Here is a 26,696-nt window from a genome sequence, read left to right as displayed (position 1 = left end):
AAAGAAAATGGATAGAGTATAGTAAATAATCAGATCTAAATGCAGTGAAGAAAAAGGTTATTAAAATACAAGAGGTCTTCAGGGAAAACTGCGAGAATAAGGTTTTCCTGAAGGCCTTTTAATATGTTTTCCGCATAGTGAATAAAGTATGCAAAATATATCCAAATTTTACAGAGAGTTATTTGAATACGTAGTATAATAGAATAAAATTGATTTTAACAGTTTAGGTAATATTTTATTAAGCCATAAAGGAGAAAAAAGATGGAATATGTACTCATATGTGTGATTTTAGCATTAATAGCTGGGGTATTTATACTGTTTTATAAGAATAAACAGTTACAATCAGAGAATCAGCAAGTAGAATTTGAAAGGGCAAGTTCAATAGAAAGTTATCAAAGTGAGATGGCGGCAACGGTAGCGGATTATGAAGAAAAGCAAGAGACATTAAAAAATATAGAGCGTAAAAAGTATAATAATTTAAAAGAGAGCACAGCTAGAGAAGTAGAGAACATGAGAGTGATGAAAAATCAATTGGCGGTGCAACATAATAAAGAGCGCAGTGAGATGCAACAGAAATATAACAACGAGATTCATGTGATGCAAAATCTAATTACAGAGTTAAGAACGTATGCTAAAAATGGTGAAGAAATGAATACGCATGAAACATTACATTATATGAAAAGAGGGTTTGTTCAGCAAGGAATCATAGCTGAAGATGAATTGCATATTATTCCAAATATATTTTTTCCAAAAGTGCATAGTAGAAATAAGAATATAACGGAGAATACTAGGATTGATCATGTATTGTTATTGACAACAGGAATATACGTAATTGAGACAACAGAGTGGCAAGGTAGAATGATACATGGATTGACGAAAGAGAATGCAGGGATTTATTCATTTATGATTGATGAGATTGGTAACTATCAAAACGAATACGAGAAGGAAGAGACATTTGTTTTTACGGCAAAGGAAGCCTCAATGGCCGTAAAGGTAGAAAATGTAGGGAATCCGGCTTACAAAGCAAAACATCTTTCAACAATGTTATATGATTACTTGAAAGGGCGCAATCCGCAAGCCATAAAAGAAGAAGTACAATCAATTGTATATTTCGGAAATGAGACAAATGGAAGTGGAAATGAAATGATCGACCTTTCGAATGAAGCACTACCTAGGTTGAAAGATAGAGAGCAACTTGTTACGTATTTCAGAAATGCAAGATTAGAAGGGAAAGCGCTATATACAGCAGAAGAATTACGAGAAATAAAAGAAATGATCCAATGTATGGAAGATGTGCAAGTGTAAAAAGAATATGATAAAGGCGGTTTTTATGGGGAAATATAGAGATTTTCTATTATGGGGAATGTTGTATATTTATGTTTTTTTATATTTGTTTCTATATATTGCTTTCATATTTATCATTGGTATGGCACATTCGTCTTACACAATTGTGAGTGTTTTAGCAGTATCGATTCCGTTTATTTTTTTATTAGTTCTTCAGCGAATTGTTTTACATTTTTCGAGTAGTAATAATAAGAGGAAATGCAAGGATATTATAATTGTGGGAACAGTATTCTTTAGTATTTGTATTGTACAATTAGGGGTAAATGAGTATAATTCCAAGTTTCGTATAGATAGATGGTTAGAAGATGAAGGGAACCGAGTATATATGATAGATGATCTTCTAGCTAAACATAAATTAGTTGGGAAACCTAAGGAAGGGATTATTAAATTGCTAGGAAAACCGACTGAGACAAGCCGTTTTGAGGAAATGAATCAAACTGTTTATTACCTTGGAGATGAACGAGGATTTATTCCGATAGATAGTGAATGGCTCATTTTGCAGTTTAACAGTGATAATCAGGTGGTAGAGTGTAAGTTACATAAAGATTGAATGAAAAGAGCAGAAGACTATTATGAGTTATGGTCTTCTGCTTTTTTGTTCATGTATGGAAGTGAAGGTGGGAGTTAAAAATTTGCTTGTTAGTTATAAAATTCCAAAAATATAGAATAAAGGGAAAGACTAGTGTATAATATATTTGTTGAATATAGAGATGTTAATAAAGGGGATGTCAATATGGAAGATTTACAAACACTCGGTTCGTTCTTTTTAGGTTTAGGTACTATGTTTGCAGGATTAGGAGTACTGCTTGCAGGTATCGGGGTATATACAAAATTTTCACGTGAATCAAAATGATAGAAGCATCCGTATAGGATGCTTTTTTGTGCAAAAAAGAACTGTATTAGATAATAGAGCTACTGGAGGGAGAGGGGTGGCTATTATAGTAACGATGTTTTTAATGGGAAATATATAGGAGCAAAATTTACAAATTATGCATCATCATATTTTTGAAAATTCAGATGGTTAAGGCAATTGCGTTGGCTGGATGTACGTTATTAATAGAATAGAAAGTGAAATGCTGAGGGGGAGAGCTATGTCTATTCATTTTCGCAAACTATTATGTACAAGTTTTTGAATAGTAGTTCGTAGTGTTAAAAATATTCCACGCTAGATTAATATGTTTTACGTATGAATTATGTAAGTAATTCATATTTCCCATATAAAAGGATTTGCTATAATATAATGAGTGTAACGTTCGAGTATTCGACGTATTACTAGTATTATATCCCTATCCCTTTTCTAAAAATGCGAACAAGTTTTGCCCTATTCTATTCAATATTATATTGTATAGAAATATATTGTTCGATGCCCATTATGGAACGTACATAATGGTGAAATCCCGATCCTTAAAGAGGATGCCCCTAATCTTCATGTGAAAATATGATCGGATGAAGAAAGCTGACCATTAGTTGGTCAGCTTTCTTTTTTGTGTAAAACGAATTCCTCGGTAATTTCTGTTTGTAATAGTAGTGTTTTTCCAAAGCGGCGTTTGCATTCATTTCTTACCTTTTGAATAGCAAATGTATGAGAAGTAGCAGATACGGTGACAGTTGCTTGCCTAGATTTGCGATTTTCTTCACAAAAGACACACTCTACAACATATTTAGAAATCATCTTCTCATCCTTCCGTCTGAATTTCTACGAGTGAGTTTCCTTTGGAGTTGGTGTAATCTTCGGTACAGTTTTTGTTTTTCCCTCCTTTTTCAAGGAGAAGAATAAGGAAAAGACGAATAGTAGGTATGGGAGGAGAGAGGAATGAAAAGATGGTCTGTACCAAGTGGGGGACAAGAAGAAGGAGAAACTTTAGAGGAATGTTGTGTTCGTGAAGTTTGGGAAGAAACGGGCTATCGTGTAAAAATTATAGATAAAATATATGAAAAAATAGGTGTAACATATGGCATACCTGTTTGTGTACATTATTACCTTGTGGAACAGACGGGTGGTGATAAGAATATTCAAGATCCAGATGGATTAATTTATGAAATAGATTGGAAGAGGATTGGTGAAGTAAGAGAACTTTCTTTAGCCTTTCCTGAAGATTATGATTTGTTATGTCAATATGTAAATATGGAGTTAAAATAAAAAGCAAGTGTTTTTGACACTTGCTTTTTAGTGCAACCAAGATAAGAAAAGTGGAACAATGACTAAACTTGCGCCAGCTGTTAGAAGCATAGATAAACTTGCGATTGTACCTTCAACTGGCCCGATTTCAAATGCTTTTGAAGTGCCAGTTCCATTTGCACTAGTACCTAGCATAATGCCTTTGGCGACTGCGGTTTTAATACGGCATATGCGGATAAGAGAGGGTCCTAATAGTGCTCCTGTTAATGCCGTCAGTACAACAAAAACAGCTGTTAATTGGGACATGCCACCAATCATTTCTGAGATTGCCATTGCAATTGGTGTTGTTACGATGTGTGGTGCTAAGCTGTGTTCTAACGATGAATCAATTTGAAAAGCATTTGCTAGTAGAGCTGAAGTGATAACGGATAAAAAAGAGCCAACAACAACATTAATTAAAATAGCACTTGCATGTTTTTTTAGCAAATCAAAGTATTTATAGATCGGCCAAGCAAAAGCAACTGTTGCTGGCTTTAATAGTTCAGTTAGCCAATGACCGCCCGAGTCGTATGTTTCATATGGTGTATCTAACCCGAGTAATAATGCAATTAATGCAATTGGACAAACGAGAAGCGGGGAAAGGATACTCCAGTTCCAACGCTGGTATAGTTTTTTAGAAATCCAATATGTTAATAGTGTTAATAGTAAACATAAAAAACCGATCATTGTGCTGATCCTTTCCGCTTTAATAGCAATTCTGTTAAAATCCCAGTTACAAGTGTTACGCAAAGAGTACTAATCATGATAATCAATATGAGATCGATACCATATTGCGATAATGTATCTTTGTAGCGAATAACAGCGACAGCAGAAGGAATGAAAAATAAAATAAGTTCTTTTAATAAAAAGTCTGCTCCGTCTTGAATCCACTCTTTCTTCACTAAGTTAAATTTTAATGAAATTAATAATAGGAAAATACCGATAATACTTCCTGGAATAGGGAGGTGTGCCTGTTTTGTAATCCATTCACCTGTCCAAGCAAAACAAAATAATAGTAAAATTTGTCCGCTTAATTTCCACCATTTCATACAGTAACACCTCTTTCGTTTCGTTTTTTACATAAAAATTGTAAAAATAATTAACAATTTCTACTATAAATCCTTTCGAAATATTTGTCTAATATATAAATTATATGTTATTAATTTATTATACATATTAATTGAAAAGGGGATCCCAAATGGAATTACGGCATTTGCAATATTTTGTTGTTGTGGCAGAAGAACTACACTTTGGACGAGCAGCTACTCGTTTACAAATGACACAGCCACCACTTAGTCAACAAATTCAGCAATTAGAAAAAGAAATGGGAGTTATGTTATTTTCAAGAACAAAGCGGAAGGTTGAGCTGACAGAAGCAGGAGAAATGTTTTTAAAAGAAGTCAAAAAAGCATTTGATCAAATTGAAAAAGCAGTTGAGGTTGCACAAAGTGCGCAAAGGGGAGAGGTTGGTTCGCTTTCAATTGGATTCGTGGGGGCTGCTATATACGATATTTTACCGTCTATTGTTAGAGAGTATCGAAAGAAGTTCCCAAGAGTATCTGTTGCATTGCATGAATTATCAACACCAGATCAAGTTCATGCGCTTCATGATAATCGAATTGATGTTGGATTTTTACGTCCGCCGATTAATACGCAATTGCTAGAATTAGAACCAATTCAAAAGCTTTCGTGTACACTATGTTTACCAAAAGCGCACCCACTAGCAGAAAAAGAAGAAATTCATATTGAAGATTTGCAGGATGAGCCATTTGTGTTTATTACTAGACCGGTTTGGCCGGCTTTATATGATACAATTTTATCATTATGTAGGAACGCTGGATTTAGCCCACATATTGTACAGGAGGCAACAGAATATCAAACTGTTATGGGGCTTGTAGCAGCAGGAATTGGAATAACAGTCATTCCGGTTTCTGCCAATAAGTTGTATAAAACAGAAGTTGTATACAAGGCTATATATGATTCTAATTTTGTAGCAGAGATGTCAGTTGCATATCGGAAAACAAATAGTAACCCTGAGCTGTTAGAGTTTTTAAAAATTGCTAGGGAGAAAAAGCGAATAGAAGTGGAAAATGATAAGTAAACTGACAAAAAAGAGGAGATGCTATTGTGATGCATCTCCTCTTTTTATTTCAATACTGACTAAGTAGACATGTTCATTTTCTCGGAGCAATCGTTGGCGTGATTCTTCATCTTCTATAGAGAGTGCGGATATATGGTTTTTATTTGTTTTTATCCAAGCAGCAAGAACTGTTTTTTTGTTATATTTTATGTTTTGAGGATTGCTAATTTTTTCAAATGCAGAGCTATTAATATTAGGTAAGCCATCTTCAGAAGTAGTCATGGAACTACCATCAATACCAATGAACCATTGCCAAGTTTCATTATTCGTATGTTGAAATATTTGCTGACCAACGGCTAATTTTATTTTTTTATCTTTAAAGTCTGAAGAAGAAAGCTTAGCTATATCTTTTATTTTTTCTCCGTTTTGGTAATATTCAATAGTTGTAAATATTTCAGCTTGTTTATGAGGAATGGTAACTTCATAAAAGGAAACATGTTCTTGTTGTAAGGGTAATAATTGTAAAAGAGTAGTTTCTTTTTCTGATAATTTATATGGTTTTACAATTGTGTATGAGGCTGTATTTAGTTGGACAATACAACTACTAAGAAAAGTAATCAATAAAATGATGCTGAGAAGTAATACTTTTTTCATCTAGTTCCCCCTATATTAATATATTTGCTTCTTATAGGAATTTTCCTGTTTCAATATAACCGTAGACATAAAGTCATTTTTCTCCGCCTTAAGACCTAGCAAAGATTCGGATTATAGTGCGATGTTAAAAAAGTCATATTTTTATACACTAGTAGTATAGAAAGTTGGATGTTATGAAGTAAGGTAGGGGAATCAATTATGTCTGTGTTTCGGTTAGCAAGGAAAAATATACAGAACTATGCTGCCCAAAGATTACAGCAATTTATATGGATTGCACTGAGTACGATGCTATATTTTTTTATTATATCTGTCCGATCTAATGAAGCGGTAATAGAAAAGATGCAGCATATACAGTTTTGGTTAGTTTCATTATACTATGGGGAAATACTGTTGTTTTTCACATGTGCCGTTGTTACATATCATATGACAAAAAAGTTCTTAAAAAGTAGGAAACAAGAATTGCTGGTATATAAAACTGCTGGTATGCAAAAAAGAAAAGTTTTTTGGTTATTTTGTCAGGAACAACTGTTGATTTGCGGGGGAGCGACTCTTTTTGGTTTCATTCACGGGATGTTATTTTTGAAGTTATTTACAATGCTGTTTATAAAGTTAATAGGAGTTCATGGAATAAGTAGCGTACCGATTACGTTATACGCAGTATCAGTAACACTAGTGTTGATCGGTATAATCATTGTATTATCCATATGGCAATGTTATAAGTTTATTCAAGAATTCAAAGGTGAAAGTTTATATAAAGTCGAGGGAAAGGCATGAGGTTATCATGTCTTTTTCTTCGTTTTACAGTGGAAAATAATCATGGTACAGTGTAGGAAACTGAAAAAGTGTTGAAAGAAAGGTTGTATGGAATGATAAATGAGCAGCAGTCTATAGTAAAAGTTGATCGATTAACAAAACGAATCGGTTCAAAGACATTAGTAGAAAATATAAGCTTTGAAGTAAAGAAAGGCGAAGTTGTTGGTTTATTAGGACCAAACGGTGCTGGGAAAACGACATTGATGCGAATGATGGTCGGTATGATCCGCATGACTGAAGGGGAAGTATGGATTGATGGTCAATCTGTAAAACAGGAGTTTGAAAGTACAGCAGCCAAAGTTGGTGCAGTTATTGAAAACCCAGAATTCTACCCTTTTTTAAGTGGTTATGAAAACTTAACATATTTTGGACGTATGAATGGAAATGTTACGGAAGAACGCATTGATGAAGTAGTCCAACTTTTAGGCATGGGACAGGTTATTAATCGAAAAGTAAAGGCGTATTCGCTAGGTATGAGACAACGATTAGGAATTGCGCAAGCACTCGTACATAATCCAGATGTACTCATTTTAGATGAACCGACAAATGGATTAGATCCAAATGGTATTCATGAAATGCGAATGTATATAAAGAAAATCGCGCATGAGCAAGGAAAAGCGGTTCTTGTATCTAGTCACTTATTATCTGAAGTTGAATTAATGTGTGACCGGGTTATTATTATTCAGCACGGGGAATATGTAGCAACACAAAATATTCAGCGGGATAATAGCTTAGAGATGGAGACGATACATATACGTGTGGATGATGTGAAACAAGCAGCTGAACTTTTAGAATACGATGTCACAATCCAAGATAATGAATTGGTTATGGCAGTGGAAAATGAAGAAATTCCAAATGTGATTCGTACATTAACAGAACAAGGGATTCGTATTTATCGTGTGTATGAAGAAAGAAAAACGTTAGAAGAGAAGTTTTTAGAATTAACAGGGGGCAAGGATATTGTTTAATTTAATTTATAATGAATTATATAAAATCTTTAAGCGAAAGCGAACGATTATGCCGTTTGCTGTCATTGCGATTTTAGTTATTGGTTTAGGATGGGTATCGGTCAAATACTTACCAGCTACATCAGGCGATTGGAAAGTAGAATATACAGAGAGAACAGCAGAAATTGAAAAAAAACTTGGTGTGACCAAACAGGATATTTTAACGCAAAGATCGGGAGACGAACTTGTAAAAGAGTATCAACTGAAAATGAAACATTTAGATACAAATACGCCACCAGCAGATGATTCGCCTCTTTCATTTATGAGAGGTACAGGTTTTATCGTCTTTCCAATTTTGTTGCCATTTATTCTTGTATATGCAAGCACTATTTTTTCAAACGAATATAATTGGGGTACATATAAGTTTTTAATGATACGTCCAGCAAACAGATTTAAAATTTTAACAGCGAAGTATATAGCAATTGTTATTTTTTCGGCACTTTTATTTATATTTAATATGATATTTTCAATTTTCTGTGGGCTTATTATTTATAAATTTCAACAACCAGCCTGGACAGAATTTGTCATGCAAAGCGGGAAAATCATTGAACAAAATATATTTGTAGAAGCGAGCAAATATTATATTTTAGAATGGATACCAACTCTTGTGTATGCAGCGTTTGCCTTTATGATTTCAGTTTTAACGAGATCAAGTGGGGGAGCAATTGGGATTTCTCTATTCGTTGCATTGTCTGGTAATTTAGTGTTGCTACCAGCAGCAAGATATGAATGGGTAAAATATTTATTGCCAGCGAATACGAATTTATATGGAGCTTTAACAAGTGGAAGCTTTATTCAAGGCGTAACATTCCCATTTGCTTCTTGTATGCTTCTCATATATTTACTTGTATTTTTAGGCATTTCCTATACTGTATTTTTAAAGCGCGATTTAACATAATGATAGATGAAAAAGCCGTTAAGAAGAATAATCTTAACGGCTTTTCTTTATCTTAATTTGTTAATCGCTTCTTCTGCTAACAATGCAAAAAATTGTGCGCTAATAGGCAATGCCTCTTCATCTAATGTAAAGGAAGGGTGATGCCATTCTTGTGTACCGTTTGTCCCCATAAAGACGAATGAACCAGGTATTTCTTGTTGATAGTATGAAAAATCTTCTCCAGCCATCGATGGCTTTGGAGAGATAATGTGTAAGTTCATTTGTTCGGCGATGCGAGTTGATAATGCAGTAAGGTCTGTATCGTTATAAACAGAAGGCGGCCCTGGATACCAGTGAAGTTTTGCTTGGACACCAAGAGCTTCAGCGACCCCTTTAATCACACGCTTCATCAATTCTGGGATTTTTGTACGTGTTTCTGCCTGAAATGTACGGACAGTTCCTTCTAAAGTTGCTTTTTCAGGAATAACGTTCCATGTATTTCCGGAGTGGATATTCGTTACACTTATGACGGCGTTATGAAAAGAACTAATATTTCGACTTACAATTGTTTGCAATGCCATAACAATTTGGGATGAGGCTACAATCGGGTCAACACCAGCATCAGGTACTGCTGCATGTGTTCCAATCCCTTTAATTTCGATTTCAAAACGGTCGACTCCAGCCATTAATGGACCATCTTTAATACCGATTGTTCCAACTGGTAAATCCGGTTTATTGTGCATACCAAAGATCGCTTGGACATTTTGTAAATGGCCAGCTTCTATTACTTTGCATGCTCCGTCTCCGCTTTCTTCAGCAGCTTGGAATATGAATCTAACAGTACCGTTAAGTGAGGACTCATTTTCTTTTAATAAGTAAGCAGCGCCAAGAATGGATGCTGTATGAAAATCATGTCCACATGCATGCATTTTTCCGGGGTTTTTAGAAGCGTAAGATAAATTCGTTTCTTCGTGTATCGGAAGGGCATCAATATCGGCACGGAGCGCAACGGTGGGCCCGTTTTTGTTACCAGAAATTTCAGCGATTACGCCGGTTGTTAAATTAGAATGAATAATTGTGATGTTAGCTTCGTTTAACCAGTTTTGTATCGCCTTTGTTGTTTCGAATTCTTTGTAAGATAGTTCTGGATATTGGTGTAAGTGACGACGGATGGAGATTAGTTTTTCTATGAATTGATTTGTGATGGATGTCATCTGTTTTTCCTTCTTTCTCAAGATAAACTTCAATTTCTGTTTTAAGTATATGAAAATAAAAAATATATTCATTAGTAATTATATAGGAATTTATTACTTTTTAATAAATCTGTAAGGAAAAATATCTCTCGAGTAAACTTTACAATTTTTTACATATAAATAGTGTATATTTTACATTTTATAATCGTTATTTACAAGAAATTCATAAATAGAAGATATACTAAAATATGTAAGTGCAAATACATACAAAATTCGTGTAGAGACCATAGTATAACGCAGCGGGGAATGTTTTGAAATCGCTATTGTTATTTATGTTTTTTTGTATGAAAAGGGGGAGAAAAAGTTGAGAAGTATGGGCAAAAGATTGATTGCTATTGTATCATTATGTATTTTGTTTTTGGTTACGGCCTGCTCCAGTTCAAATGTTTCTGGAAAAGAACAGTCAAAAGTTAAGGGAAACAGTGAAAAAACGAGCAGTGGAAAGACGGAGATTGTATTTTGGCATGCAATGGGTGGAAAAACAAAAGATGTTTTAGAACAAATTGTTCAAAAGTATAATCAATCTCAAGATAAGGTAGAAGTAAAAGCCTTATTTCAAGGTACATATGAGGAATCGTTTATTAAGTATAAAAATATTGCAGGCACAAAGGATGCTCCAGATGTTATTCAAGTTTTTGATGGCGGAACGAAATATATGATTGATAGCGGGAAAATTGAACCTGTTCAAAAGTTCATCGATCAAGACAAGTATGATGTGTCTCAGTGGGAACCGAATATTCGGAGTTATTATACGGTAGATAAAAAACAATATTCAATGCCGTTTAACTCTTCTACACCTGTTATGGTATATAACAAGGATGCATTTAAGGAAGTTGGATTAGATCCAGAACAAGCCCCAAAAACATTTAAAGAGATAGAGGAAGCAGCGAAGAAATTAACGAAAAAAGAAGGGAATCAAGTAAATCGTTATGGGTTTACTTATTTATTAGATACTTGGTTCTTTGAAGAAATGTTAGCAGTTCAAGGTGGAACATATGTAAATAATGATAATGGTCGTGCTAAAGCAGCAACGAAAGCAACTTTTAATGGAAAAGAAGGACAAAGGATTTTGGAGTTTGTTAGTAAGCTGAATAAAGAAGGGGTTAATGGTAATTACGGTTCGGATTGGGATAATACACGTGCAGCTTTCTTATCTGGAAAAACAGCGATGTACTTAGATTCTTCAGCTGGTGTGAAGGATATGATTAACAATGCACCATTTCAAGTTGGCGTAGCTTATCTTCCGTATCCTGAAGAGGTTCAAAGGGAAGGTGTTATTATTGGTGGAGCGTCATTATGGATGGCAAAGGACATTGGGAAAGAGAAACAAAAAGCGGTTTGGGAGTTTATGAAGTATATGACAACTCCATCTGTACAAGCAGAGTGGCATGTACAAACAGGATACTTCGCAGTAAATCCAAAGGCGTATGAGGAAGCGTTAGTTAAAAAAGAATATGAGAAATATCCACAGTTACAAGTAACAGTAAACCAACTTCATGATTCGAAAGTATCACCTGCGACACAAGGAGCTTTAATTACAGTATTTCCAGAATCGCGCCAAAAAGTACAAAAAGCAATGGAAAGTATTATAGAGGGAACAGATGTGAAACAAGCATTAGATCAAGCAGCTAAAGAAACAGACCGCGCTTTAGAAATTGCGAATCGAGCTAAAAACTAATGGGGAATACTAAAAAGAGGTTTCTCAAATGAGAAACCTCTTTTCTTTTATGCAGCAACTTTCTTATGTGTATGATGTTTTCGATAACGTCCGCGCATTGTATATGCAACTTGTGGAATTGCAATTCCGACTAAAATAAGCGCCACACCAAGCCATTGGGAAGAAAGTACAGCTTCTTTTAACACAAATACAGACATAATTGTTGTAACAGGTAGTTCAGCGGCACCAAGAATCGTTGCTAAGCCAGAACCGATTTTAGGAATACCAATTGTAAATGCAATTGAAGGAATAACAATACTAAATATTCCTAATCCTAAGCCGTATTTCCAAAGTCCTTGAGAAATAGCGCCATTAAAAATAAATGTTGGTGGGAATACGATCATGACTAAAGTTAAAGCACCAGCCATTAAGAGAACGCCTCGTGGTAATGATGGTACTTCGACAGCCACTTTACCACTTACAAAGATGTAAGTTGCAAATGTAACAGCAGATAGTAAACCTAATATGATTCCAGTTGCATCGAAATCGCCTGCTGATTTTTCTAATAATCCGCTCGATAAGAATGTACCAGCAAGTAAAAAGATAACAGAAATGACTTTTTCTCTTGATGGCAATGTTTTTGTCGCAACAGCTTCAATGATAATTCCTACCCAAACGAATTGGAATAAAAGGATAATAGCAATTGATGCCGGCACAGTTTTCAGTGAAGCGTAATAAAAAATTCCTGTGAAACTTGCAGATGTTCCAGCGACAAATAAAATAAGCATTTGTTTAAGTGGAACGCGGTGTCTAGAAAATAGGAGTGTAATTCCAAGTAAAATAAACCAACCGAACAAATATTGACTACCAATTACTTCTCCAAGTGAAAATCCTTCTGCGTATGCAAGTTTAACAAAGATAGCTAAAATTCCATAGCTACATGCTCCTAATAAAACTAAAAGAGAATAACGAAGCATGAAAATTCCTCCCATCCTATATATTTATTTGTTCCAAAACGGACATATATAACTAGATGGAAGTATACAAAATTAAAAATGAAGGGTCAACTGAAAGAAAAGTGTGACATTTTATAGAATAATAATAAAAATATGATATTTATGCATAATCTTGAAACTTATTCTTATAGAAGTATTATCAAATAAGAGGTGTATTGTATAAGACTATCATTTTAAAAAAATATTTTTTGACAGGAAATGTTTAGCGTACAGGAATAGTGCATACAAATAATTTGTTGTTTGGGAAAAGCTTTGATATGTTAATGAATAACAGAATATATTTATAATAGAAGAAAAATGAAAACGTTTTAGAAAAATATAAATCCATTCTGATTTTTAGACGTATAATCTATGGCTATGGATAACAAAGGGTGACTGCTACTTATTTTCTTTTTTTGGTTTTATTTGGCCAAGGGATCTGACAGCTGTTGTGCATGGCGGGATGCTCTTTCTCGCCTAAAAAGAAGGGTTTTCTTTCGTATTTTTAATTTGTATTTATATAGCTATGTATAGCTATTTTCCTCATTAAAACGTTGTAAATGGTGAATTCATGATTTGTACATAGCATTTTCATTTGTTTTTGCTACAATGTTGTAGAGGAGAGGAGTGAAACGATGCAAGACATTAATATTTTTTTAGCGTTTGGTGCGGGATTCTTATCATTTATTTCCCCTTGTTGCTTACCGCTTTATCCAGCATTTTTATCGTACATAACAGGGATGTCGGTTTCTGAATTAAAAGAAGAAAATGCGATGCTTCGTAAAAGAAGTATGATACATACAGCATTCTTCTTATTTGGATTTTCAATTGTCTTTATTGCAATTGGTTTTGGTACAAGTTTTGTCGGATCATTTTTCCAAGATTATAAAGATTTGATAAGACAGTTAGGCGCAATATTTATCATTGTATTTGGACTTGTAATTGTCGGAGTATTTAAGCCGAAGTTTTTAATGCAAGATCGTAAATTTACATTTAAAAATCGTCCTAGTGGTTATATCGGGTCTGTATTAATTGGTTTAGCATTTGCTGCAGGATGGACGCCTTGTACAGGTCCAATTTTGGTTGCGGTAATTGGATTAGCTACTACGAACCCAGAATCAGCAATGCTATATATGATTGCTTACATACTTGGATTCGCAATACCGTTTTTTATACTTTCATTTTTTATTACGAAAATGTCTTGGATTAAACGACATAGTGGGATGTTTGTCAAAGTAGGCGGATATATTATGATTGTTATGGGTATTTTCTTATACTTTAATTGGATGACAAAAATTATTGCATATTTCTCAAGTTTATTTGGTGGTTTCACCGGTTTTTAGTATTATCCTGTGAAAATGTTGGAAATACTAGTAGAAAAGCATATAATGAAACTAGATTTTCATATTGCCACAAAAAAGGATGAGAAAGTATGAACATAGTTCTTTTGTCGAGTATTGTTGCCGTTTGTATGGCTGTTGGTGCGATGTTTATTCGTTTAAAAGCAGCAAAGAAACCTGCAACATTGAAAAAAATTATCCTTCCGCCGTTTTTTATGAGTACGGGAGCACTGATGTATATTTTTCCGGAATTTCGCCTAACACCAGCGGAAATGTTAGAAGCAATTGGTGTAGGTTTGTTATTCTCAATTTTTCTGATTAAAACATCTAAATTTGAAGTGCGTGGACAAGAGATTTACTTGAAGCGTTCAAAATCATTCGTATTTATTTTAATTGGCTTGCTCGTTGTACGTATTGTCTTTAAAACATATTTAAGTCAGTCACTTGATTTAGGGCAACTTAGTGGCATGTTCTTCTTACTTGCGTTTGCAATGATTGTCTCATGGAGAATTGCAATGTACCGTTCCTTTACGAAATTGCAAAAGGAAATGGAGAAAGAAGATGGCTTTTATAATGAGAAAGATATGAAGTTAACGTAAAAAACCTCAAGATTTCTTGAGGTTTTTTATTTTGCTAAAAGTGATTGATATGGAGAATAATCAATTTGTTTTTCCTGTAATTTTTTAATTAAAAATTTATGATCTCGTTTTGGAGTCGCTACAATATACCCTTTAATAATTAAATCTTCAGTTATTTTTGGAGCTTTTTCTTTTAACGCTAGCTCCCCAATTTTACCGGCGATTTTAGATCTAGCAACGTCACGGAACAGTTCAGGAACAGGACTTACAAGTTCCTCTAACAATTGTTTTTGCTCATCATCCCATAAGTGCCTTGTTTGGTCGATATAACGTTGTTCCCAATCTAAAATAGACATGCCGTCTTCTTTTGGTAGGCGTTTCAAGAATTTTCGGAACATAAAGTATCCACCGATAGACATAAGACCTAGTAAAATAACCGTCCAAGTCACAATAAACCAACTAAACCATCCTTCGAGCAAGTGTATACCCCCTTTATGATAGCAGTTTTCCTTTTACTAGTATTATAAGCAGTGAGATTGATAGAAAGCAAGAACGCTTGGCCATTTTGACCAAGCGTTATGAATTAAACGAAGTATAGTTGTTCGACACGTAAAATATCATTATCATCTTCTAAATATTCAATGATTAGTGTACCGACTTTACGATCTTTATCTTCAGTTGTGAAAATAGAGTAAGAAGTAAAACGTTTTGTTGATAGGCCGCTAATATGTGTAGGAAGAGAAATGTAGTCGTTATCGTGGAAAAACTCCGCAAGTTCAACATCTTCAAATTGTTTTCGATCTACTGGTTGATTAGTGTAGCGACGTTGTAGTTGTTTTAAAGATTCGTTCCAAGAAATTACTTTTGTATCGTATACCATTTGTTCTATCTCCTTACTATATGTAATCTTTAAGAACGTATGTTCTGTTCTAGTGTACCCTGTTTTGAATGAAAGGGAAAGCAAAAAATAATGTAAGCTCGGCTTTCCAAGCTTACATAAAAAGGCGTTCATAATCGTCTCTATTTTTTATTATAAGCCAGATAGAATGAGGAAACAAGGTAGGAAGTATTTTGTTGATAGTTTATAAAATTCCGTTTATTGTAAAAAACAAGACGACTTTTGTGAAAAAAGGGTGGGGAAAATGACATATATCATTTCGCTTCAAGGACCAATGGCAAGCGGGAAAACAACGTTAGCGAGGAGATTAGAGGGAAGAGGCTTTCAGATTGTATATGAAAATCCTTATGAAATTGTAGAGAAGAGAAAAAAGTTGAATTTGGATATTTACACAAAAGAGGGATTTATTACAAATCAAAAACTATTTATAGAAGCAAAAATAAAGGAATTTCAAAATGCACGGGGGCATCTTGTGATATTTGATCGTGGTCCAGAAGATATTGAGTTTTATACACTACAGTTTCCGAAAGTGATAGGAATGGATTGGGATATTGAATGCGAACTAAAAGATGAATTGTATACATTAAGAACATGTCGTTCAGATGCAATTTTTTATTTGGATGTTTCGAAAAAGAAATTGCAGGAGAGAAAAGAGAATGATACGACGAGAAGACGCAGTACATTTGATGAGCAGTTAAAATTAGTAGAAGTGGAAAGACAGTGGTATAAACAATTTCCGGTTACATATGTGAATACTGATGAAGTGATAGTAGAAGAAACAGAGTTGTATTTTATGAAATGGGTGGGGGAGAAAAGAATATGAAGAAAATACTTTTATTTGTATATCCGACATTTGCAGAATTTGAGGTTACCGTGGCTACGGCGTTATTGAAAGACGACTATAAAATTGAAACAGTAGGAGTAACAAAAAACATCATCACAAGTGAAACATCATCACAAGTGAAACAGGATTGCAAGTGCAACCGCATTTGGAAATAACTGAAGTTCATGCGGATGATTATGAGGGGATTATTATTCCTGGTGGGGATGTAATACATATTAAAGATGCTAAAGAGCTGTTTTCTATCGTGCGTCAATTCTATAAAAAAGAAAAATTAGTTGCAGCTATTTGTGCTGGACCATTTGTATTGGCAACAGCTGGTGTATTAAAAGATATTCCTTATACAGTTACGTTGGATTATAGTAAAATAGATTGCTTTCCTATAGGGAATTTTATTTATAAAAATGTTGTTATTTATAAAAATATTATAACAGCACAAGGACATGGTTTTGTCGAATTTGGAGTTGCAATAGCTGAATATTTGGGTGTAATGAATAAGCATAAAGGGAATGTATATCGAGGTAAAGGCAATATACTGATGGAAAAGCTTTTGGCACAAACAGTTGAAGAGTGAAAGTGCATGTGAAGGGGATAAAAAGCTAGCAAATTGCTAGCTTTTTGTATGGAGGAAGAATAGGATTGTTTCATTAGTGCAAGTAAATACTCAGTTATTTTTTGACGTAGCGCCCCGTGTTTTTTATCGATATATTGATAGTGTGCATCAAACCATTTTTCATTTGGTAACGCCAGACAGGATAAGGTTTTCGTTCTTCTGGTTCCCGGCATGACCATCAAGCTAATTTTTTCTAATGCCCTCAGAATGAGAGTTTCATATAACTTTCAATTTTAGTATTTTGGGTGCTTGTATGTCACTGTCACGCGATTTATAAATCTATATTACGAAACTGTATATATCTTTATAATGATGAAGAGGTATCAAGACTATTGAGTTATGGTATTAAAAAAGTCGATCTCCTATTGGAAATCGGCTTTAAAGCTTTTCTTCAAGAAAAGCACCTGTTTAGCTTAATAACTAAGACTTTACTGCATCTATAATTAACGATGCAAAAACAAGTTTATCCCCTTGATTTCGTGGATCATATTTTTTTGAACGAAAAATAACTCCATCGTTTCCATCCCACTCACTGGAGTGAAAAATCCCCTCTTCATCAAAATATTCAAGTAATTTAACTTCGAATCCAACAGCTTCAAACATTTTCCTTAACGTTTTATAATTATGAACAATTTTATGACTAGCTGCAGGGTAGTCTTTAGGTCCAGGTCCTCCAACTTGTACCCCTTTTTGGTATTCTTCATCTGGGAAAAATCCATCAGGAACCGCACATCGAATATAACCACCATGCTTTAAAAATTCATAACATACTTTCGCCGCTTCTACACCTTCTTCGTATGATAAATGTTCCCATACATGCTCTGCTAAAATTACCGCTAAAGAATTAGGGTCAAACTTCTTTATCCAATCTTCCCTTTTTAATAAATTCAATTCCTCTTCATTCGTATGTAACCAGCCAGGATTATTATTATATTCCCCTGCACCAATTACCAGTTTAATTTCCTCTTGTTTAATAGCCAACAGTTTCACCTCTTTTAGTTTTGTTTATTATTATATTCATAATATATAATTTTCTTCTTAGGGTATCGCCATATCAACATCAACCTAAGATAAATTTAAAGAATTTGTTGTAAAGTAGATTCCAATTCATTTTGTACACTTATAAATAGCAAGTGTTTTTGGATCACGCCATACTCCGCCATGAAGAGATAATTCATTTTCTATTTCAATGGTCAGCCATTCTTTCATTTCTGAATGAAGATGAATGTCATCAGGTATGTTTAAAGACGGAAACATACTAGAGATATAGTTAACGATAGGTGTAGCATGATGAAATAAAAGTGCATTATGGATAACCGTTTCCTCCACAGTTTCAAAAACAGATTGTAATAATTGTTTTCCATTTTCTAAACAAAATGGAGAAGCTGATAGAGATTTTTCGGGTAAATCGAATGCAACTAACATTTTGTTACACATTTCATCCATATGGGGCAACGAAATTTTGGAATTTGTTGTTGCTAGGAACCTGCCTTCTGGAAAAATCACCTTATGGAATCCTTGAATTGTTTTTTCAACATCCGTCATGTGATACAGCATATGTCTTGCGATAATCCAATCATAAGAATCAGCTGAGAAAGGTAGTTTCGTAGCGTCTCCAAGTTGCCATTCAATATTTACATGTTGCGGCCCCACATTCATAGCAGCTTCACGTAGCATAGTTGTAGATTGATCTAGACCAGTGAGATGCCCCTTATGACCGTTTTTTTGTAGCAGTGCAAGGAATTTTCCGTTAGCGCATCCAACTTCTAATATCTTTTCAGTACCTTGTAATTGTAGATGATCTATTACAATTTCATCTAAGTCTACTCGTTTTTCTTCATATTTTTTATGAGTATTAATCCGCGTTTGCAGATGGTTACTTACAGCGTATTGTCTTTTTACATCATTCAACTTTTCTGACTCCACCTTTATACAAAACTGCTGAATAGCATGTGTTAACACATCTGTTTTATTTAAAGCTTCATAATGAAGTGCTGCTTCAAATCTTTCTAGTAATCTTTCGTCAATTCGAAAGTGAATATCTTTTCTCTTAACCAATTTTGGGTCCCCCTTACAGCTGTTAGTGAGACTATAGCATGTTTAAAAATTTTCTGTAAATAGGTTGTGTACACAATAGTGACAGATTATTGTAAAAATTCATTCGGATAATCATTTAAACTATTGACGATTAAATTATTTTCGTATATTCTTAAATTAAGTAATATTCAAATAATTAACAAGAAATGAGAGAGTCACATGCTTCTTCAAGGAACACATCGAATTGGTCGTATGGCCATGTTGTTGGCACTTGCGGAGGAAAATGAAAGCCCTGTATTATCCATTCCGAAAGGGTGGACGTATTGTACTGGGAAAGTAGGTTCTATGAATTCGCAAAAGGTTGTCGCAGCAATGGAAACAGCGGCTCGTAGCAACGGAGTAATTGAAACAGACGTTTACAGAGAAACGCATGCACTTTATCATGCAATCATGGAAGCGTTGTACGGAGTAACGAGAGGTCAAATTCAGTTAGCAGACGTTCTTCGTACAGTAGGTCTTCGGTTTGCAATTGTGCGTGGCACACCATACGACGGAAAAAAAGAAGGCGAATGGGTTGCTGTTGCACTATATGGAACGATAGGTGCACCTGTAAAAGGATCTGAGCATGAGGCGATTGGTTTAGGAATTAATCACATATGATTTGCCCATAGTCTATTAGTTAGAAGGGGGCCTTGCTTTTTGGGACAGAAGTCTGTCTTAAAAAGGTAAGGTCCCCTTTTGCTCTTTTTAAGGAGGAAACAGGATGATTACGTTAACAGGACATTCATTAACAGTAGAAGAGATGAAACGATTGTTGTTTGAAGGAGAAGGTGTAACAGCTTGTCCAAACAGCATGCAAAAAGTAGCGGAGTGCCGTGAAGCTGTAGAAAAGATTGTAGAAGAAGGAAAGGTTGTTTACGGTATTACAACTGGGTTTGGAAAGTTTAGTGATGTATTTATTCAAAAAGATGATGTAAAAGCACTTCAACATAATTTAATTCAATCACATGCGTGCGGAATTGGCGATCCATTCCCTGAAGAGGTATCACGTGGAATGCTAATCTTACGCGCGAATACGATGTTAAAAGGAATATCGGGTGTTCGCCCACTTGTTGTGAATATGTTATTAGAGTTTGTAAATCGTAACATTCACCCAGTTATCCCGCAGCAAGGTTCATTAGGTGCGAGTGGTGATCTAGCTCCATTATCCCATCTTGCTCTTGTTTTATTAGGTGAAGGGGAAGTGTTCTATAAGGGGAAACGCGTCCATGCGATGGTAGCTCTTACAGAAGAAGGTTTAGAGCCAATCGAATTAGAAGCAAAAGAAGGGCTTGCACTAATCAATGGTACGCAAGCGATGACAGCGCAAGGAATTCTTTCTTATATAGAAGCTGAGGCAATTGCGTATCAATCAGAATTAATTGCTTCCATGACAATCGAAGGGTTACGCGGCATTATTGATGCATTTGATGAAAATGTTCATAAAGCTCGCGGATACAAAGAACAAGTGGAAGTGGCAAAGCGTATTCGCGATGTACTTCAAGATAGCAAGCTTGTAACAAAGCAAGGAGAACTGCGTGTACAAGATGCATATTCGCTTCGCTGTATTCCGCAGGTTCATGGTGCGTCTTGGCAAGTTTTAAATTACGTAAAAGAAAAATTAGAAATTGAAATGAACGCAGCAACAGATAACCCGCTTATTTTTGATGGCGGAGCAAAAGTAATTTCTGGTGGAAATTTCCACGGTCAACCAATTGCATTTGCCATGGACTTCTTGAAGGTTGGAATGGCGGAACTTGCAAATATTTCTGAACGACGCATTGAACGCCTTGTGAACCCGCAGTTAAATGATTTACCACCATTTTTAAGCCCAGAACCAGGTCTTCAGTCTGGTGCGATGATTATGCAATATGCGGCAGCTTCACTCGTGTCAGAAAATAAAACGTTAGCACATCCAGCAAGTGTGGACTCTATTCCATCATCAGCTAACCAAGAAGATCATGTAAGTATGGGAACAATCGCTTCACGTCATGCACATCAAATTATTCAAAACGTAAGACGCGTTCTTGCAATTGAAATGATCTGTGCAATGCAAGCTGCGGAATATCGTGGAATTGAAGAGATGAGTACGGTAACGAAAACGTTTTATCATCAAGGCCGTCAGCAAGTGCCTTCCATTACAAATGATCGTATTTTCTCAACAGATATTGAAAATATTGCACATTGGCTAAAAACAAGTCGCTTTACATTAGAACGATTGGATGCAAATGCAACACTATAAAAAGGGAAAAGGGAGAGATGAAAATGGAAAACGTAAAACAAACAATTCGCGCGCCAAGAGGAACAGAATTACAAACTAAGGGCTGGGTTCAAGAAGCGGCACTTCGCATGCTAATGAATAACTTAGATCCAGAAGTAGCTGAAAAACCAGAAGAGTTAGTTGTTTACGGTGGTATTGGTCGTGCAGCTCGTAATTGGGATAGCTATCATGCAATTGTTGATTCGTTAAAAACGTTAGAGAGCGATGAAACATTACTTGTTCAATCTGGTAAACCAGTTGCCATTTTTAAATCACATGAAGATGCACCACGTGTTCTTCTAGCAAACTCAAACTTAGTACCGAAGTGGGCAAATTGGGACCACTTCCGTGAACTTGAGAAAAAAGGTCTTATGATGTATGGACAAATGACAGCAGGTAGCTGGATTTATATCGGTACACAAGGAATTTTACAAGGAACATATGAAACGTTTGGAGAAGCAGCACGTCAACACTTTGATGGTTCATTAAAAGGGACATTAACGCTAACTGCTGGTTTAGGCGGTATGGGTGGTGCGCAACCTCTTGCTGTTACGATGAATGGTGGGGTAGTCATTGCAATTGATGTAGATAAGCGTAGCATCGATCGCCGTATTGAAAAAAGGTATTGCGATATGTACACAGAATCTTTAGAAGAGGCATTAGCTGTTGCGAAAGAATATAAAGAAAAGAAAGAGCCGATTTCAATTGGACTACTAGGGAATGCCGCAGAAATTTTACCAGAGCTTGTGAAACGTGACATTACACCAGACCTAGTGACAGATCAAACGTCTGCACACGATCCATTAAACGGTTATGTTCCAATTGGCTATTCATTAGAAGAAGCGGCAAAACTTCGTGAAGAAGATCCAGAGCGCTACGTACAATTATCAAAAGAAAGCATGAAAAAACATGTAGAAGCAATGCTTGCAATGCAGGAAAAAGGTGCTATTACGTTTGATTATGGTAATAATATTCGCCAGGTTGCTTTCGATGAAGGATTAAAAAATGCTTTTGATTTCCCAGGATTCGTTCCAGCGTTTATTCGTCCATTGTTCTGTGAAGGAAAAGGACCATTCCGCTGGGTAGCACTTTCTGGTGACCCAGAAGATATTTATAAAACAGACGAAGTTATTTTACGTGAGTTTGCAGATAATGAGCATTTATGTAACTGGATTCGTATGGCACGTCAGCAAGTTGAGTTCCAAGGACTTCCATCACGTATTTGTTGGCTTGGTTATGGGGAACGTGCGAAATTTGGACGCATTATTAATGAAATGGTTGCAAAAGGTGAATTGTCAGCACCAATCGTTATCGGTCGTGACCATTTAGACTGTGGATCAGTTGCATCTCCAAACCGTGAAACAGAAGCAATGAAGGACGGAAGTGATGCAGTGGCAGATTGGCCAATTTTAAATGCATTAATCAATAGTGTAAACGGTGCAAGCTGGGTATCTGTTCACCACGGCGGTGGAGTTGGTATGGGCTACTCACTTCATGCCGGAATGGTTATTGTTGCAGATGGGACGGAAGCAGCAGCAAAACGTATTGAACGTGTATTAACTTCTGACCCTGGTATGGGTGTTGTTCGTCACGTTGACGCAGGATATGACTTAGCTGTTGAAACAGCGAAAGAAAAAGGCGTTAACATCCCAATGATGAAATAAGGAGGAAGAAACATGCTGGACATTTTACTAACGAATATCGGTCAATTGCTAACAATGGATCAAGAAGATGGCTTGTTAAGACAGGAAGCGATGAATACGCTTCCTGTTATCGAAAATGGTGCAGTCGGTATTGAAGACGGTGTGATTACTTTCGTTGGAACAGTAGAAGAGGCAAAAGGTTTACAAGCAAAAGAAATCATCGATTGCGAAGGGAAAATGGTTTCTCCAGGGCTTGTTGATCCGCATACACACCTTGTATTTGGAGGATCTCGTGAAAATGAGATTGCTCTTAAGTTACAGGGAGTACCGTACTTAGAAATTTTAGAAAAGGGCGGCGGGATTCTTTCGACTGTGAATGCAACGAAGCAAGCGTCGAAAGAAGAACTTGTGCAGAAGGCGAAATTCCATTTAGATCGTATGTTATCGTTCGGCGTTACAACAGTAGAAGCAAAAAGTGGCTACGGATTAGATGATGAAACAGAGTGGAAGCAATTGGAGGTTGCGGCACAATTGCAAAAAGAGCATCCAATTGATTTAGTGTCAACATTCTTAGGAGCGCATGCTGTTCCGAAAGAATACAAAGGAAAATCAAAAGAGTTTTTACAATGGATGTTAGATTTATTACCAGAGATGAAAGAAAAACAATTAGCGGAGTTCGTTGATATTTTCTGTGAAACAGGAGTATTCTCTGTGGAAGAATCAAAAGAGTTCTTATTGAAAGCGAAAGAACTTGGTTTTGATGTGAAAATTCATGCAGATGAAATTGATCCACTTGGCGGTGCGGAAGCGGCAGCTGAAATTGGTGCGGCATCAGCAGACCACTTAGTTGGAGCATCAGATAAAGGAATTGAAATGCTTGCAAACTCAAATACAGTTGCAACGTTACTTCCAGGAACAACTTTCTATTTAAATAAAGAAAGTTTTGCACGTGGACGTAAAATGATTGACGAAGGTGTAGCTGTTGCTTTAGCGACAGATTTCAACCCAGGTAGCTGTCCGACTGAAAATATTCAGCTTATCATGAGTATTGCAATGTTGAAACTGAAAATGACACCAGAAGAAGTTTGGAATGCTGTCACAGTGAACTCAGCGTACGCAATTAATCGCGGTGATGTTGCTGGGAAAGTTCGCGTTGGACGTAAGGCTGACTTAGTTTTATGGGATGCATATAATTATGCATATGTTCCGTATCATTACGGTGTAAGTCATGTAAATACAGTATGGAAGAATGGTAATCTTGCATATACAAGAGGTGACAAAGCGTGGAGCAAGGCCACTATTTAAAGAAAAATGCAAAGTTTATCGATCGTGAAGTAACGAAATGGAGCGATATGATTAAAGTTTGGGATGGAGAAGGAGTTTTTGGAGCGGCATTAATTGGTGCGCCGCTCTCTAAACCATCCATTAGTCATTCAGGTGCATGTTTTGCACCGAAAACCATTCGAGCAATGTTAGATGCATATAGCACATACGCAATTACAGAAGAGCATGATATGAAAGAAAGTGTTTTATATGATTGCGGTGATATTACGATGCATGTTACGGACATTAAAGAAAGCCATGCTCGCATCGCTAAGACACTTGGGCATTTGACAAAATTGAATTCGCAAATGGTACCGATTGTTCTTGGCGGAGATCATTCTATTAGCTTTCCTAGTATAAGTGGGTTTGCGAGTAGCAAAGGAAAAGTCGGCATTATTCAATTTGATGCACATCATGATTTACGTAATTTAGAAGATGGAGGACCATCGAATGGAACGCCATTTCGTAGTTTACTAGAAAATGATGTCATTACAGGAAAACAACTTGTTCAAATTGGTATTCGTAACTTTTCAAACGCTCGTACGTATCATGAGTATGCAAAAGAGCACGGTGTGACAGTGTATACAATGAAACATGTACGAGAGCGATCAATTAAGGATATTATTACAGAAACTATTGAGAGTTTACGTAGACAGGGCGTTACAGCAATCTATGTTTCTGTCGATATGGATGTATTAGATCAAGCATTTGCACCAGGATGTCCGGCAATCGGACCAGGTGGGATGGATAGTACAACATTACTTGATGCGGTTGCGACCCTTGGTCAAGAACCACTTGTTCAAGGCATGGATATTGTAGAGATTGATCCAACGCTCGATTTTCGTGATATGACGAGTCGTGTAGCTGCTCAGGTGATTATGAGCTTTCTGTTAGCAAGAGAAACGATTCGTAAGCAAGTTAGCATATAAAAAAGAAGTCTCTTCTTATTTGAAGAGGCTTTTTGCATTGTGCTATATATGGATATTATATGATAAGAGCTTATAAATTGACGTGCTAGTTGGTGGGAAATTATGATTCATATATGAAATGTTTTAAAAGTTATTGTGAAAAATTGAAGGCTTAATTACAAAAAGATATAGGGGGAATCAAAATGACAAATCCAAAGAGCAAAACAGCAAGTATATATGAAGGTACGAATATAAAAAATTGGGGATCATTTCAAAATGTGGAAGAAACGAAGTTATTTGATCCAATTCAAATTGGCGCTTGGTCTCTTCGAAATCGTGTGGTAATGGCACCGATGACGCGTTGTTTTGCTGATGATGAAACAGGAGTAGTTGGGGCTGATGTAGTCGAGTATTACCGGAAACGTGCAGCAGATGGCGTGGGTTTAATCATTACAGAAGGAATTGTAATTAGTCCAAGAGCGAAGGGGAATCCAGGTGTTCCAGGTATTTATACAAGGGAACAAATTGAATCTTGGAAGCCAGTCACAGAGGCGGTACATAAAGAAGGTGGAACCATTATTGCGCAAATATGGCATGTAGGGCGTATGAGTCATCATGAACTAACAGGTGGATTCTTTCCACAAGCACCTTCAGCAATAGCAGCACAAGGAAATGTCCCGCGTTTTCGAAAGCCATTTGATACACCAGAAGCAATGACGATAGAAGAAATTCAAGAAACAATCGAACAGTATGCGCAAGCTGCTCGGAATGCGATAGAGGCGGGCTTCGATGGGATAGAAATTCATGGGGCACATGGATATTTAATTGATCAATTTACATATGAATTTGCGAATCATCGAAAGGATCAATATGGCGGAGACTTAAAACAAAGGTTAACGTTTATGAAAGAAGTATTACAGGCTGTGATAAGTGCGGTTGGTACAGATAAAACACTTATTCGTTTTTCGGCATTTAAAGGTGATAACCCTATCTATATGTGGGAAGATCCTGAAGCAGCAATTCAAACTTTCATAGAGATGTTCAGTGAGGTAGGACTAACGATGATTCATCCTTCAACAATGAATTATACGCAAGTTATAGCTAACGGGAAGAACTTGCATCAATTAGTTCGTAAATATTGGAATGGCATAATTGTAGGAGTGGGGAATTTAAATCCAAAAGAGGCAGAAGAAGCACTACAAGAAGGAGCAATTGATGTAGCAGCATTTGGTAGACCATTGATCGCTAATCCGGATTTTGTGCATCGTGTTAAGTGTGGGGAAAGTTTAGAAGAATACGATGCAAAGCAGCATCTTGCTACATTAATATGAATAATAATAAAAGAAGAGCACAATAAGTGAAGTGACCCCTAAAAGTT

At 35.9% G+C, this 26,696-nt stretch carries 26 protein-coding genes and 2 pseudogenes; 18 read left to right on the top strand and 10 right to left on the bottom strand.

Annotated features, from left to right (window positions below; translation table 11 throughout):
• The first annotated feature begins 261 nt into the window (after positions 1 to 261).
• Positions 262 to 1,305, top strand: coding sequence for a nuclease-related domain-containing protein (locus tag CN373_RS22875; RefSeq protein ID WP_098360242.1), 1,044 nt, complete (start codon positions 262 to 264; stop codon positions 1,303 to 1,305).
• 25 nt (positions 1,306 to 1,330) lie between these two features.
• Entirely contained in the window at positions 1,331 to 1,894 is a 564-nt protein-coding gene (locus CN373_RS22870) for a hypothetical protein (protein WP_098360241.1), read from the top strand.
• Positions 1,895 to 2,815: 921 nt separating this feature from the next.
• Here the strand turns inward: CN373_RS22870 and CN373_RS22865 are convergent.
• On the bottom strand, positions 2,816 to 3,016 hold the full coding sequence (locus CN373_RS22865; protein WP_098360240.1) for a DUF3903 domain-containing protein: 201 nt from the start codon (positions 3,014 to 3,016) through the stop codon (positions 2,816 to 2,818).
• Positions 3,017 to 3,160: 144 nt separating this feature from the next.
• Here CN373_RS22865 and CN373_RS22860 point away from each other — a divergent pair.
• Positions 3,161 to 3,484: pseudogene (locus CN373_RS22860) on the top strand (NUDIX domain-containing protein); the annotation flags it as partial.
• A gap of 27 nt (positions 3,485 to 3,511) precedes the next feature.
• On the opposite strand, the gene CN373_RS22855 reads toward CN373_RS22860, so the two are convergent.
• The gene (locus tag CN373_RS22855) at positions 3,512 to 4,189 is read right to left on the bottom strand and encodes an LrgB family protein (RefSeq protein WP_000578969.1); all 678 of its coding nucleotides are present in this window, start codon (positions 4,187 to 4,189) and stop codon (positions 3,512 to 3,514) included.
• Positions 4,186 to 4,551 (bottom strand): CidA/LrgA family holin-like protein, encoded by a 366-nt coding sequence (locus CN373_RS22850; protein WP_000872371.1) that lies wholly within the window; start codon positions 4,549 to 4,551, stop codon positions 4,186 to 4,188. Before CN373_RS22850 ends, CN373_RS22855 begins: the two co-directional genes overlap by 4 nt.
• A 149-nt stretch (positions 4,552 to 4,700) precedes the next feature.
• On the opposite strand from CN373_RS22850, the gene alsR reads away from it, so the two are divergent.
• Positions 4,701 to 5,603, top strand: coding sequence for an acetoin biosynthesis transcriptional regulator AlsR (alsR, locus tag CN373_RS22845; RefSeq protein WP_098360238.1), 903 nt, complete (start codon positions 4,701 to 4,703; stop codon positions 5,601 to 5,603).
• Positions 5,604 to 5,624: 21 nt separating this feature from the next.
• On the opposite strand, the gene CN373_RS22840 is transcribed toward alsR, so the two are convergent.
• Positions 5,625 to 6,236: a hypothetical protein gene (locus CN373_RS22840; protein WP_098360237.1), complete on the bottom strand. Its 612-nt coding sequence runs from the start codon at positions 6,234 to 6,236 to the stop codon at positions 5,625 to 5,627.
• Between the two features lie 198 nt (positions 6,237 to 6,434).
• Between CN373_RS22840 and CN373_RS22835 the strand changes: the two genes are divergently transcribed.
• The 3 genes from CN373_RS22835 (at position 6,435) to CN373_RS22825 (ending at position 8,954) form a co-directional block, all read left to right on the top strand.
• Positions 6,435 to 7,010, top strand: a complete 576-nt coding sequence (locus tag CN373_RS22835) for an FtsX-like permease family protein (RefSeq protein WP_098360236.1) — start codon at positions 6,435 to 6,437, stop codon at positions 7,008 to 7,010.
• 92 nt (positions 7,011 to 7,102) lie between these two features.
• Positions 7,103 to 8,017 (top strand): ABC transporter ATP-binding protein, encoded by a 915-nt coding sequence (locus CN373_RS22830; RefSeq protein WP_111901848.1) that lies wholly within the window; start codon positions 7,103 to 7,105, stop codon positions 8,015 to 8,017.
• Complete coding sequence (locus CN373_RS22825; RefSeq protein ID WP_098360235.1) at positions 8,010 to 8,954, top strand: ABC transporter permease; 945 nt, start codon at positions 8,010 to 8,012, stop codon at positions 8,952 to 8,954. Before CN373_RS22830 ends, CN373_RS22825 begins: the two co-directional genes overlap by 8 nt.
• Before the next feature lie 47 nt (positions 8,955 to 9,001).
• Here the strand turns inward: CN373_RS22825 and CN373_RS22820 are convergent, their stop codons facing one another.
• On the bottom strand, positions 9,002 to 10,147 hold the full coding sequence (locus CN373_RS22820) for a M20 peptidase aminoacylase family protein (RefSeq protein WP_098360234.1): 1,146 nt from the start codon (positions 10,145 to 10,147) through the stop codon (positions 9,002 to 9,004).
• A 352-nt stretch (positions 10,148 to 10,499) separates the two neighbouring features.
• Here CN373_RS22820 and CN373_RS22815 point away from each other — a divergent pair, with 352 nt between their 5' ends.
• Positions 10,500 to 11,864 carry an ABC transporter substrate-binding protein gene (locus CN373_RS22815; RefSeq protein ID WP_111901847.1) on the top strand — a complete coding sequence of 455 codons (1,365 nt, stop codon included), beginning with the start codon at positions 10,500 to 10,502 and terminating at the stop codon, positions 11,862 to 11,864.
• A gap of 47 nt (positions 11,865 to 11,911) precedes the next feature.
• On the opposite strand, the gene CN373_RS22810 is transcribed toward CN373_RS22815, so the two are convergent.
• Positions 11,912 to 12,820 (bottom strand): EamA family transporter, encoded by a 909-nt coding sequence (locus CN373_RS22810; RefSeq protein ID WP_000947018.1) that lies wholly within the window; start codon positions 12,818 to 12,820, stop codon positions 11,912 to 11,914.
• Positions 12,821 to 13,473: 653 nt separating this feature from the next.
• Between CN373_RS22810 and CN373_RS22805 the strand changes: the two genes are divergently transcribed.
• Both CN373_RS22805 and CN373_RS22800 read left to right on the top strand, forming a co-directional pair.
• Complete coding sequence (locus CN373_RS22805; RefSeq protein WP_098360232.1) at positions 13,474 to 14,181, top strand: cytochrome c biogenesis CcdA family protein; 708 nt, start codon at positions 13,474 to 13,476, stop codon at positions 14,179 to 14,181.
• An 89-nt stretch (positions 14,182 to 14,270) separates the two neighbouring features.
• Positions 14,271 to 14,777 carry a CcdC family protein gene (locus tag CN373_RS22800; protein ID WP_098360231.1) on the top strand — a complete coding sequence of 169 codons (507 nt, stop codon included), beginning with the start codon at positions 14,271 to 14,273 and terminating at the stop codon, positions 14,775 to 14,777.
• 26 nt (positions 14,778 to 14,803) lie between these two features.
• On the opposite strand, the gene CN373_RS22795 is transcribed toward CN373_RS22800, so the two are convergent.
• Together CN373_RS22795 and CN373_RS22790 are read right to left on the bottom strand one after the other, a co-directional pair.
• A complete protein-coding gene (locus CN373_RS22795; protein WP_098360230.1) occupies positions 14,804 to 15,235 on the bottom strand; it encodes a DUF2621 domain-containing protein in 432 nt (143 codons plus the stop codon).
• 104 nt (positions 15,236 to 15,339) lie between these two features.
• Entirely contained in the window at positions 15,340 to 15,636 is a 297-nt protein-coding gene (locus CN373_RS22790; protein WP_000262408.1) for a hypothetical protein, read from the bottom strand.
• 262 nt (positions 15,637 to 15,898) lie between these two features.
• Here CN373_RS22790 and CN373_RS22785 point away from each other — a divergent pair, with 262 nt between their 5' ends.
• Together CN373_RS22785 and CN373_RS22780 are read left to right on the top strand one after the other, a co-directional pair.
• Positions 15,899 to 16,477 (top strand): AAA family ATPase, encoded by a 579-nt coding sequence (locus CN373_RS22785; RefSeq protein ID WP_098360229.1) that lies wholly within the window; start codon positions 15,899 to 15,901, stop codon positions 16,475 to 16,477.
• Positions 16,474 to 17,069, top strand: a pseudogene (locus tag CN373_RS22780) (DJ-1/PfpI family protein). The gene CN373_RS22785 and the pseudogene CN373_RS22780 overlap by 4 nt, the downstream one beginning before the upstream one ends.
• 459 nt (positions 17,070 to 17,528) lie before the next feature.
• Here the strand turns inward: CN373_RS22780 and CN373_RS22775 are convergent.
• Together CN373_RS22775 and CN373_RS22770 are read right to left on the bottom strand one after the other, a co-directional pair.
• Complete coding sequence (locus tag CN373_RS22775; RefSeq protein ID WP_098360228.1) at positions 17,529 to 18,089, bottom strand: class I SAM-dependent methyltransferase; 561 nt, start codon at positions 18,087 to 18,089, stop codon at positions 17,529 to 17,531.
• Between the two features lie 126 nt (positions 18,090 to 18,215).
• Positions 18,216 to 19,166, bottom strand: coding sequence for a class I SAM-dependent methyltransferase (locus CN373_RS22770; RefSeq protein ID WP_098360227.1), 951 nt, complete (start codon positions 19,164 to 19,166; stop codon positions 18,216 to 18,218).
• A 198-nt stretch (positions 19,167 to 19,364) separates the two neighbouring features.
• Between CN373_RS22770 and hutP the strand changes: the two genes are divergently transcribed.
• From hutP to CN373_RS22740, 6 genes are all read left to right on the top strand, one after another.
• A complete protein-coding gene (gene hutP, locus CN373_RS22765) occupies positions 19,365 to 19,805 on the top strand; it encodes a hut operon transcriptional regulator HutP (RefSeq protein WP_000926523.1) in 441 nt (146 codons plus the stop codon).
• A gap of 103 nt (positions 19,806 to 19,908) precedes the next feature.
• On the top strand, positions 19,909 to 21,426 hold the full coding sequence (gene hutH, locus CN373_RS22760; protein WP_098360226.1) for a histidine ammonia-lyase: 1,518 nt from the start codon (positions 19,909 to 19,911) through the stop codon (positions 21,424 to 21,426).
• 23 nt (positions 21,427 to 21,449) lie between these two features.
• Positions 21,450 to 23,108 (top strand): urocanate hydratase, encoded by a 1,659-nt coding sequence (gene hutU / locus CN373_RS22755; protein WP_098360225.1) that lies wholly within the window; start codon positions 21,450 to 21,452, stop codon positions 23,106 to 23,108.
• A 12-nt stretch (positions 23,109 to 23,120) separates the two neighbouring features.
• On the top strand, positions 23,121 to 24,392 hold the full coding sequence (gene hutI / locus CN373_RS22750; RefSeq protein ID WP_000884273.1) for an imidazolonepropionase: 1,272 nt from the start codon (positions 23,121 to 23,123) through the stop codon (positions 24,390 to 24,392).
• Positions 24,371 to 25,339 carry a formimidoylglutamase gene (gene hutG, locus CN373_RS22745; RefSeq protein WP_098360224.1) on the top strand — a complete coding sequence of 323 codons (969 nt, stop codon included), beginning with the start codon at positions 24,371 to 24,373 and terminating at the stop codon, positions 25,337 to 25,339. Before hutI ends, hutG begins: the two co-directional genes overlap by 22 nt.
• Before the next feature lie 182 nt (positions 25,340 to 25,521).
• The gene (locus CN373_RS22740) at positions 25,522 to 26,649 is read left to right on the top strand and encodes an alkene reductase (protein ID WP_098360223.1); all 1,128 of its coding nucleotides are present in this window, start codon (positions 25,522 to 25,524) and stop codon (positions 26,647 to 26,649) included.
• Positions 26,650 to 26,696: the final 47 nt, after the last annotated feature.

This window comes from Bacillus cereus (genome assembly GCF_002561295.1).
Taxonomy (GTDB): Bacteria; Bacillota; Bacilli; order Bacillales; family Bacillaceae_G; genus Bacillus_A; species Bacillus_A cereus_S.
The sequence above is the reverse complement of the archived record's forward strand: the minus strand, read 5'-3'. Positions and strand labels throughout refer to the sequence as shown.

What these genes read in the sequence shown, in the direction of transcription:
- CN373_RS22805 (WP_098360232.1), top strand. Translation starts at nt 13,474, where the DNA reads ATGCAAGACATTAATATTTTTTTAGCGTTTGGTGCGGGATTCTTATCA.
- CN373_RS22785 (WP_098360229.1), top strand. Translation starts at nt 15,899, where the DNA reads ATGACATATATCATTTCGCTTCAAGGACCAATGGCAAGCGGGAAAACA.
- CN373_RS22865 (WP_098360240.1), bottom strand. Translation starts at nt 3,016, where the DNA reads ATGATTTCTAAATATGTTGTAGAGTGTGTCTTTTGTGAAGAAAATCGC.
- hutH (WP_098360226.1), top strand. Translation starts at nt 19,909, where the DNA reads ATGATTACGTTAACAGGACATTCATTAACAGTAGAAGAGATGAAACGA.
- CN373_RS22850 (WP_000872371.1), bottom strand. Translation starts at nt 4,551, where the DNA reads ATGAAATGGTGGAAATTAAGCGGACAAATTTTACTATTATTTTGTTTT.
- CN373_RS22855 (WP_000578969.1), bottom strand. Translation starts at nt 4,189, where the DNA reads ATGATCGGTTTTTTATGTTTACTATTAACACTATTAACATATTGGATT.
- alsR (WP_098360238.1), top strand. Translation starts at nt 4,701, where the DNA reads ATGGAATTACGGCATTTGCAATATTTTGTTGTTGTGGCAGAAGAACTA.
- CN373_RS22840 (WP_098360237.1), bottom strand. Translation starts at nt 6,236, where the DNA reads ATGAAAAAAGTATTACTTCTCAGCATCATTTTATTGATTACTTTTCTT.
- hutP (WP_000926523.1), top strand. Translation starts at nt 19,365, where the DNA reads ATGCTTCTTCAAGGAACACATCGAATTGGTCGTATGGCCATGTTGTTG.
- CN373_RS22810 (WP_000947018.1), bottom strand. Translation starts at nt 12,820, where the DNA reads ATGCTTCGTTATTCTCTTTTAGTTTTATTAGGAGCATGTAGCTATGGA.
- hutU (WP_098360225.1), top strand. Translation starts at nt 21,450, where the DNA reads ATGGAAAACGTAAAACAAACAATTCGCGCGCCAAGAGGAACAGAATTA.
- CN373_RS22830 (WP_111901848.1), top strand. Translation starts at nt 7,103, where the DNA reads ATGATAAATGAGCAGCAGTCTATAGTAAAAGTTGATCGATTAACAAAA.
- CN373_RS22740 (WP_098360223.1), top strand. Translation starts at nt 25,522, where the DNA reads ATGACAAATCCAAAGAGCAAAACAGCAAGTATATATGAAGGTACGAAT.
- CN373_RS22800 (WP_098360231.1), top strand. Translation starts at nt 14,271, where the DNA reads ATGAACATAGTTCTTTTGTCGAGTATTGTTGCCGTTTGTATGGCTGTT.
- CN373_RS22820 (WP_098360234.1), bottom strand. Translation starts at nt 10,147, where the DNA reads ATGACATCCATCACAAATCAATTCATAGAAAAACTAATCTCCATCCGT.
- CN373_RS22835 (WP_098360236.1), top strand. Translation starts at nt 6,435, where the DNA reads ATGTCTGTGTTTCGGTTAGCAAGGAAAAATATACAGAACTATGCTGCC.
- CN373_RS22870 (WP_098360241.1), top strand. Translation starts at nt 1,331, where the DNA reads ATGGGGAAATATAGAGATTTTCTATTATGGGGAATGTTGTATATTTAT.
- CN373_RS22790 (WP_000262408.1), bottom strand. Translation starts at nt 15,636, where the DNA reads ATGGTATACGATACAAAAGTAATTTCTTGGAACGAATCTTTAAAACAA.
- CN373_RS22875 (WP_098360242.1), top strand. Translation starts at nt 262, where the DNA reads ATGGAATATGTACTCATATGTGTGATTTTAGCATTAATAGCTGGGGTA.
- CN373_RS22815 (WP_111901847.1), top strand. Translation starts at nt 10,500, where the DNA reads ATGGGCAAAAGATTGATTGCTATTGTATCATTATGTATTTTGTTTTTG.
- hutI (WP_000884273.1), top strand. Translation starts at nt 23,121, where the DNA reads ATGCTGGACATTTTACTAACGAATATCGGTCAATTGCTAACAATGGAT.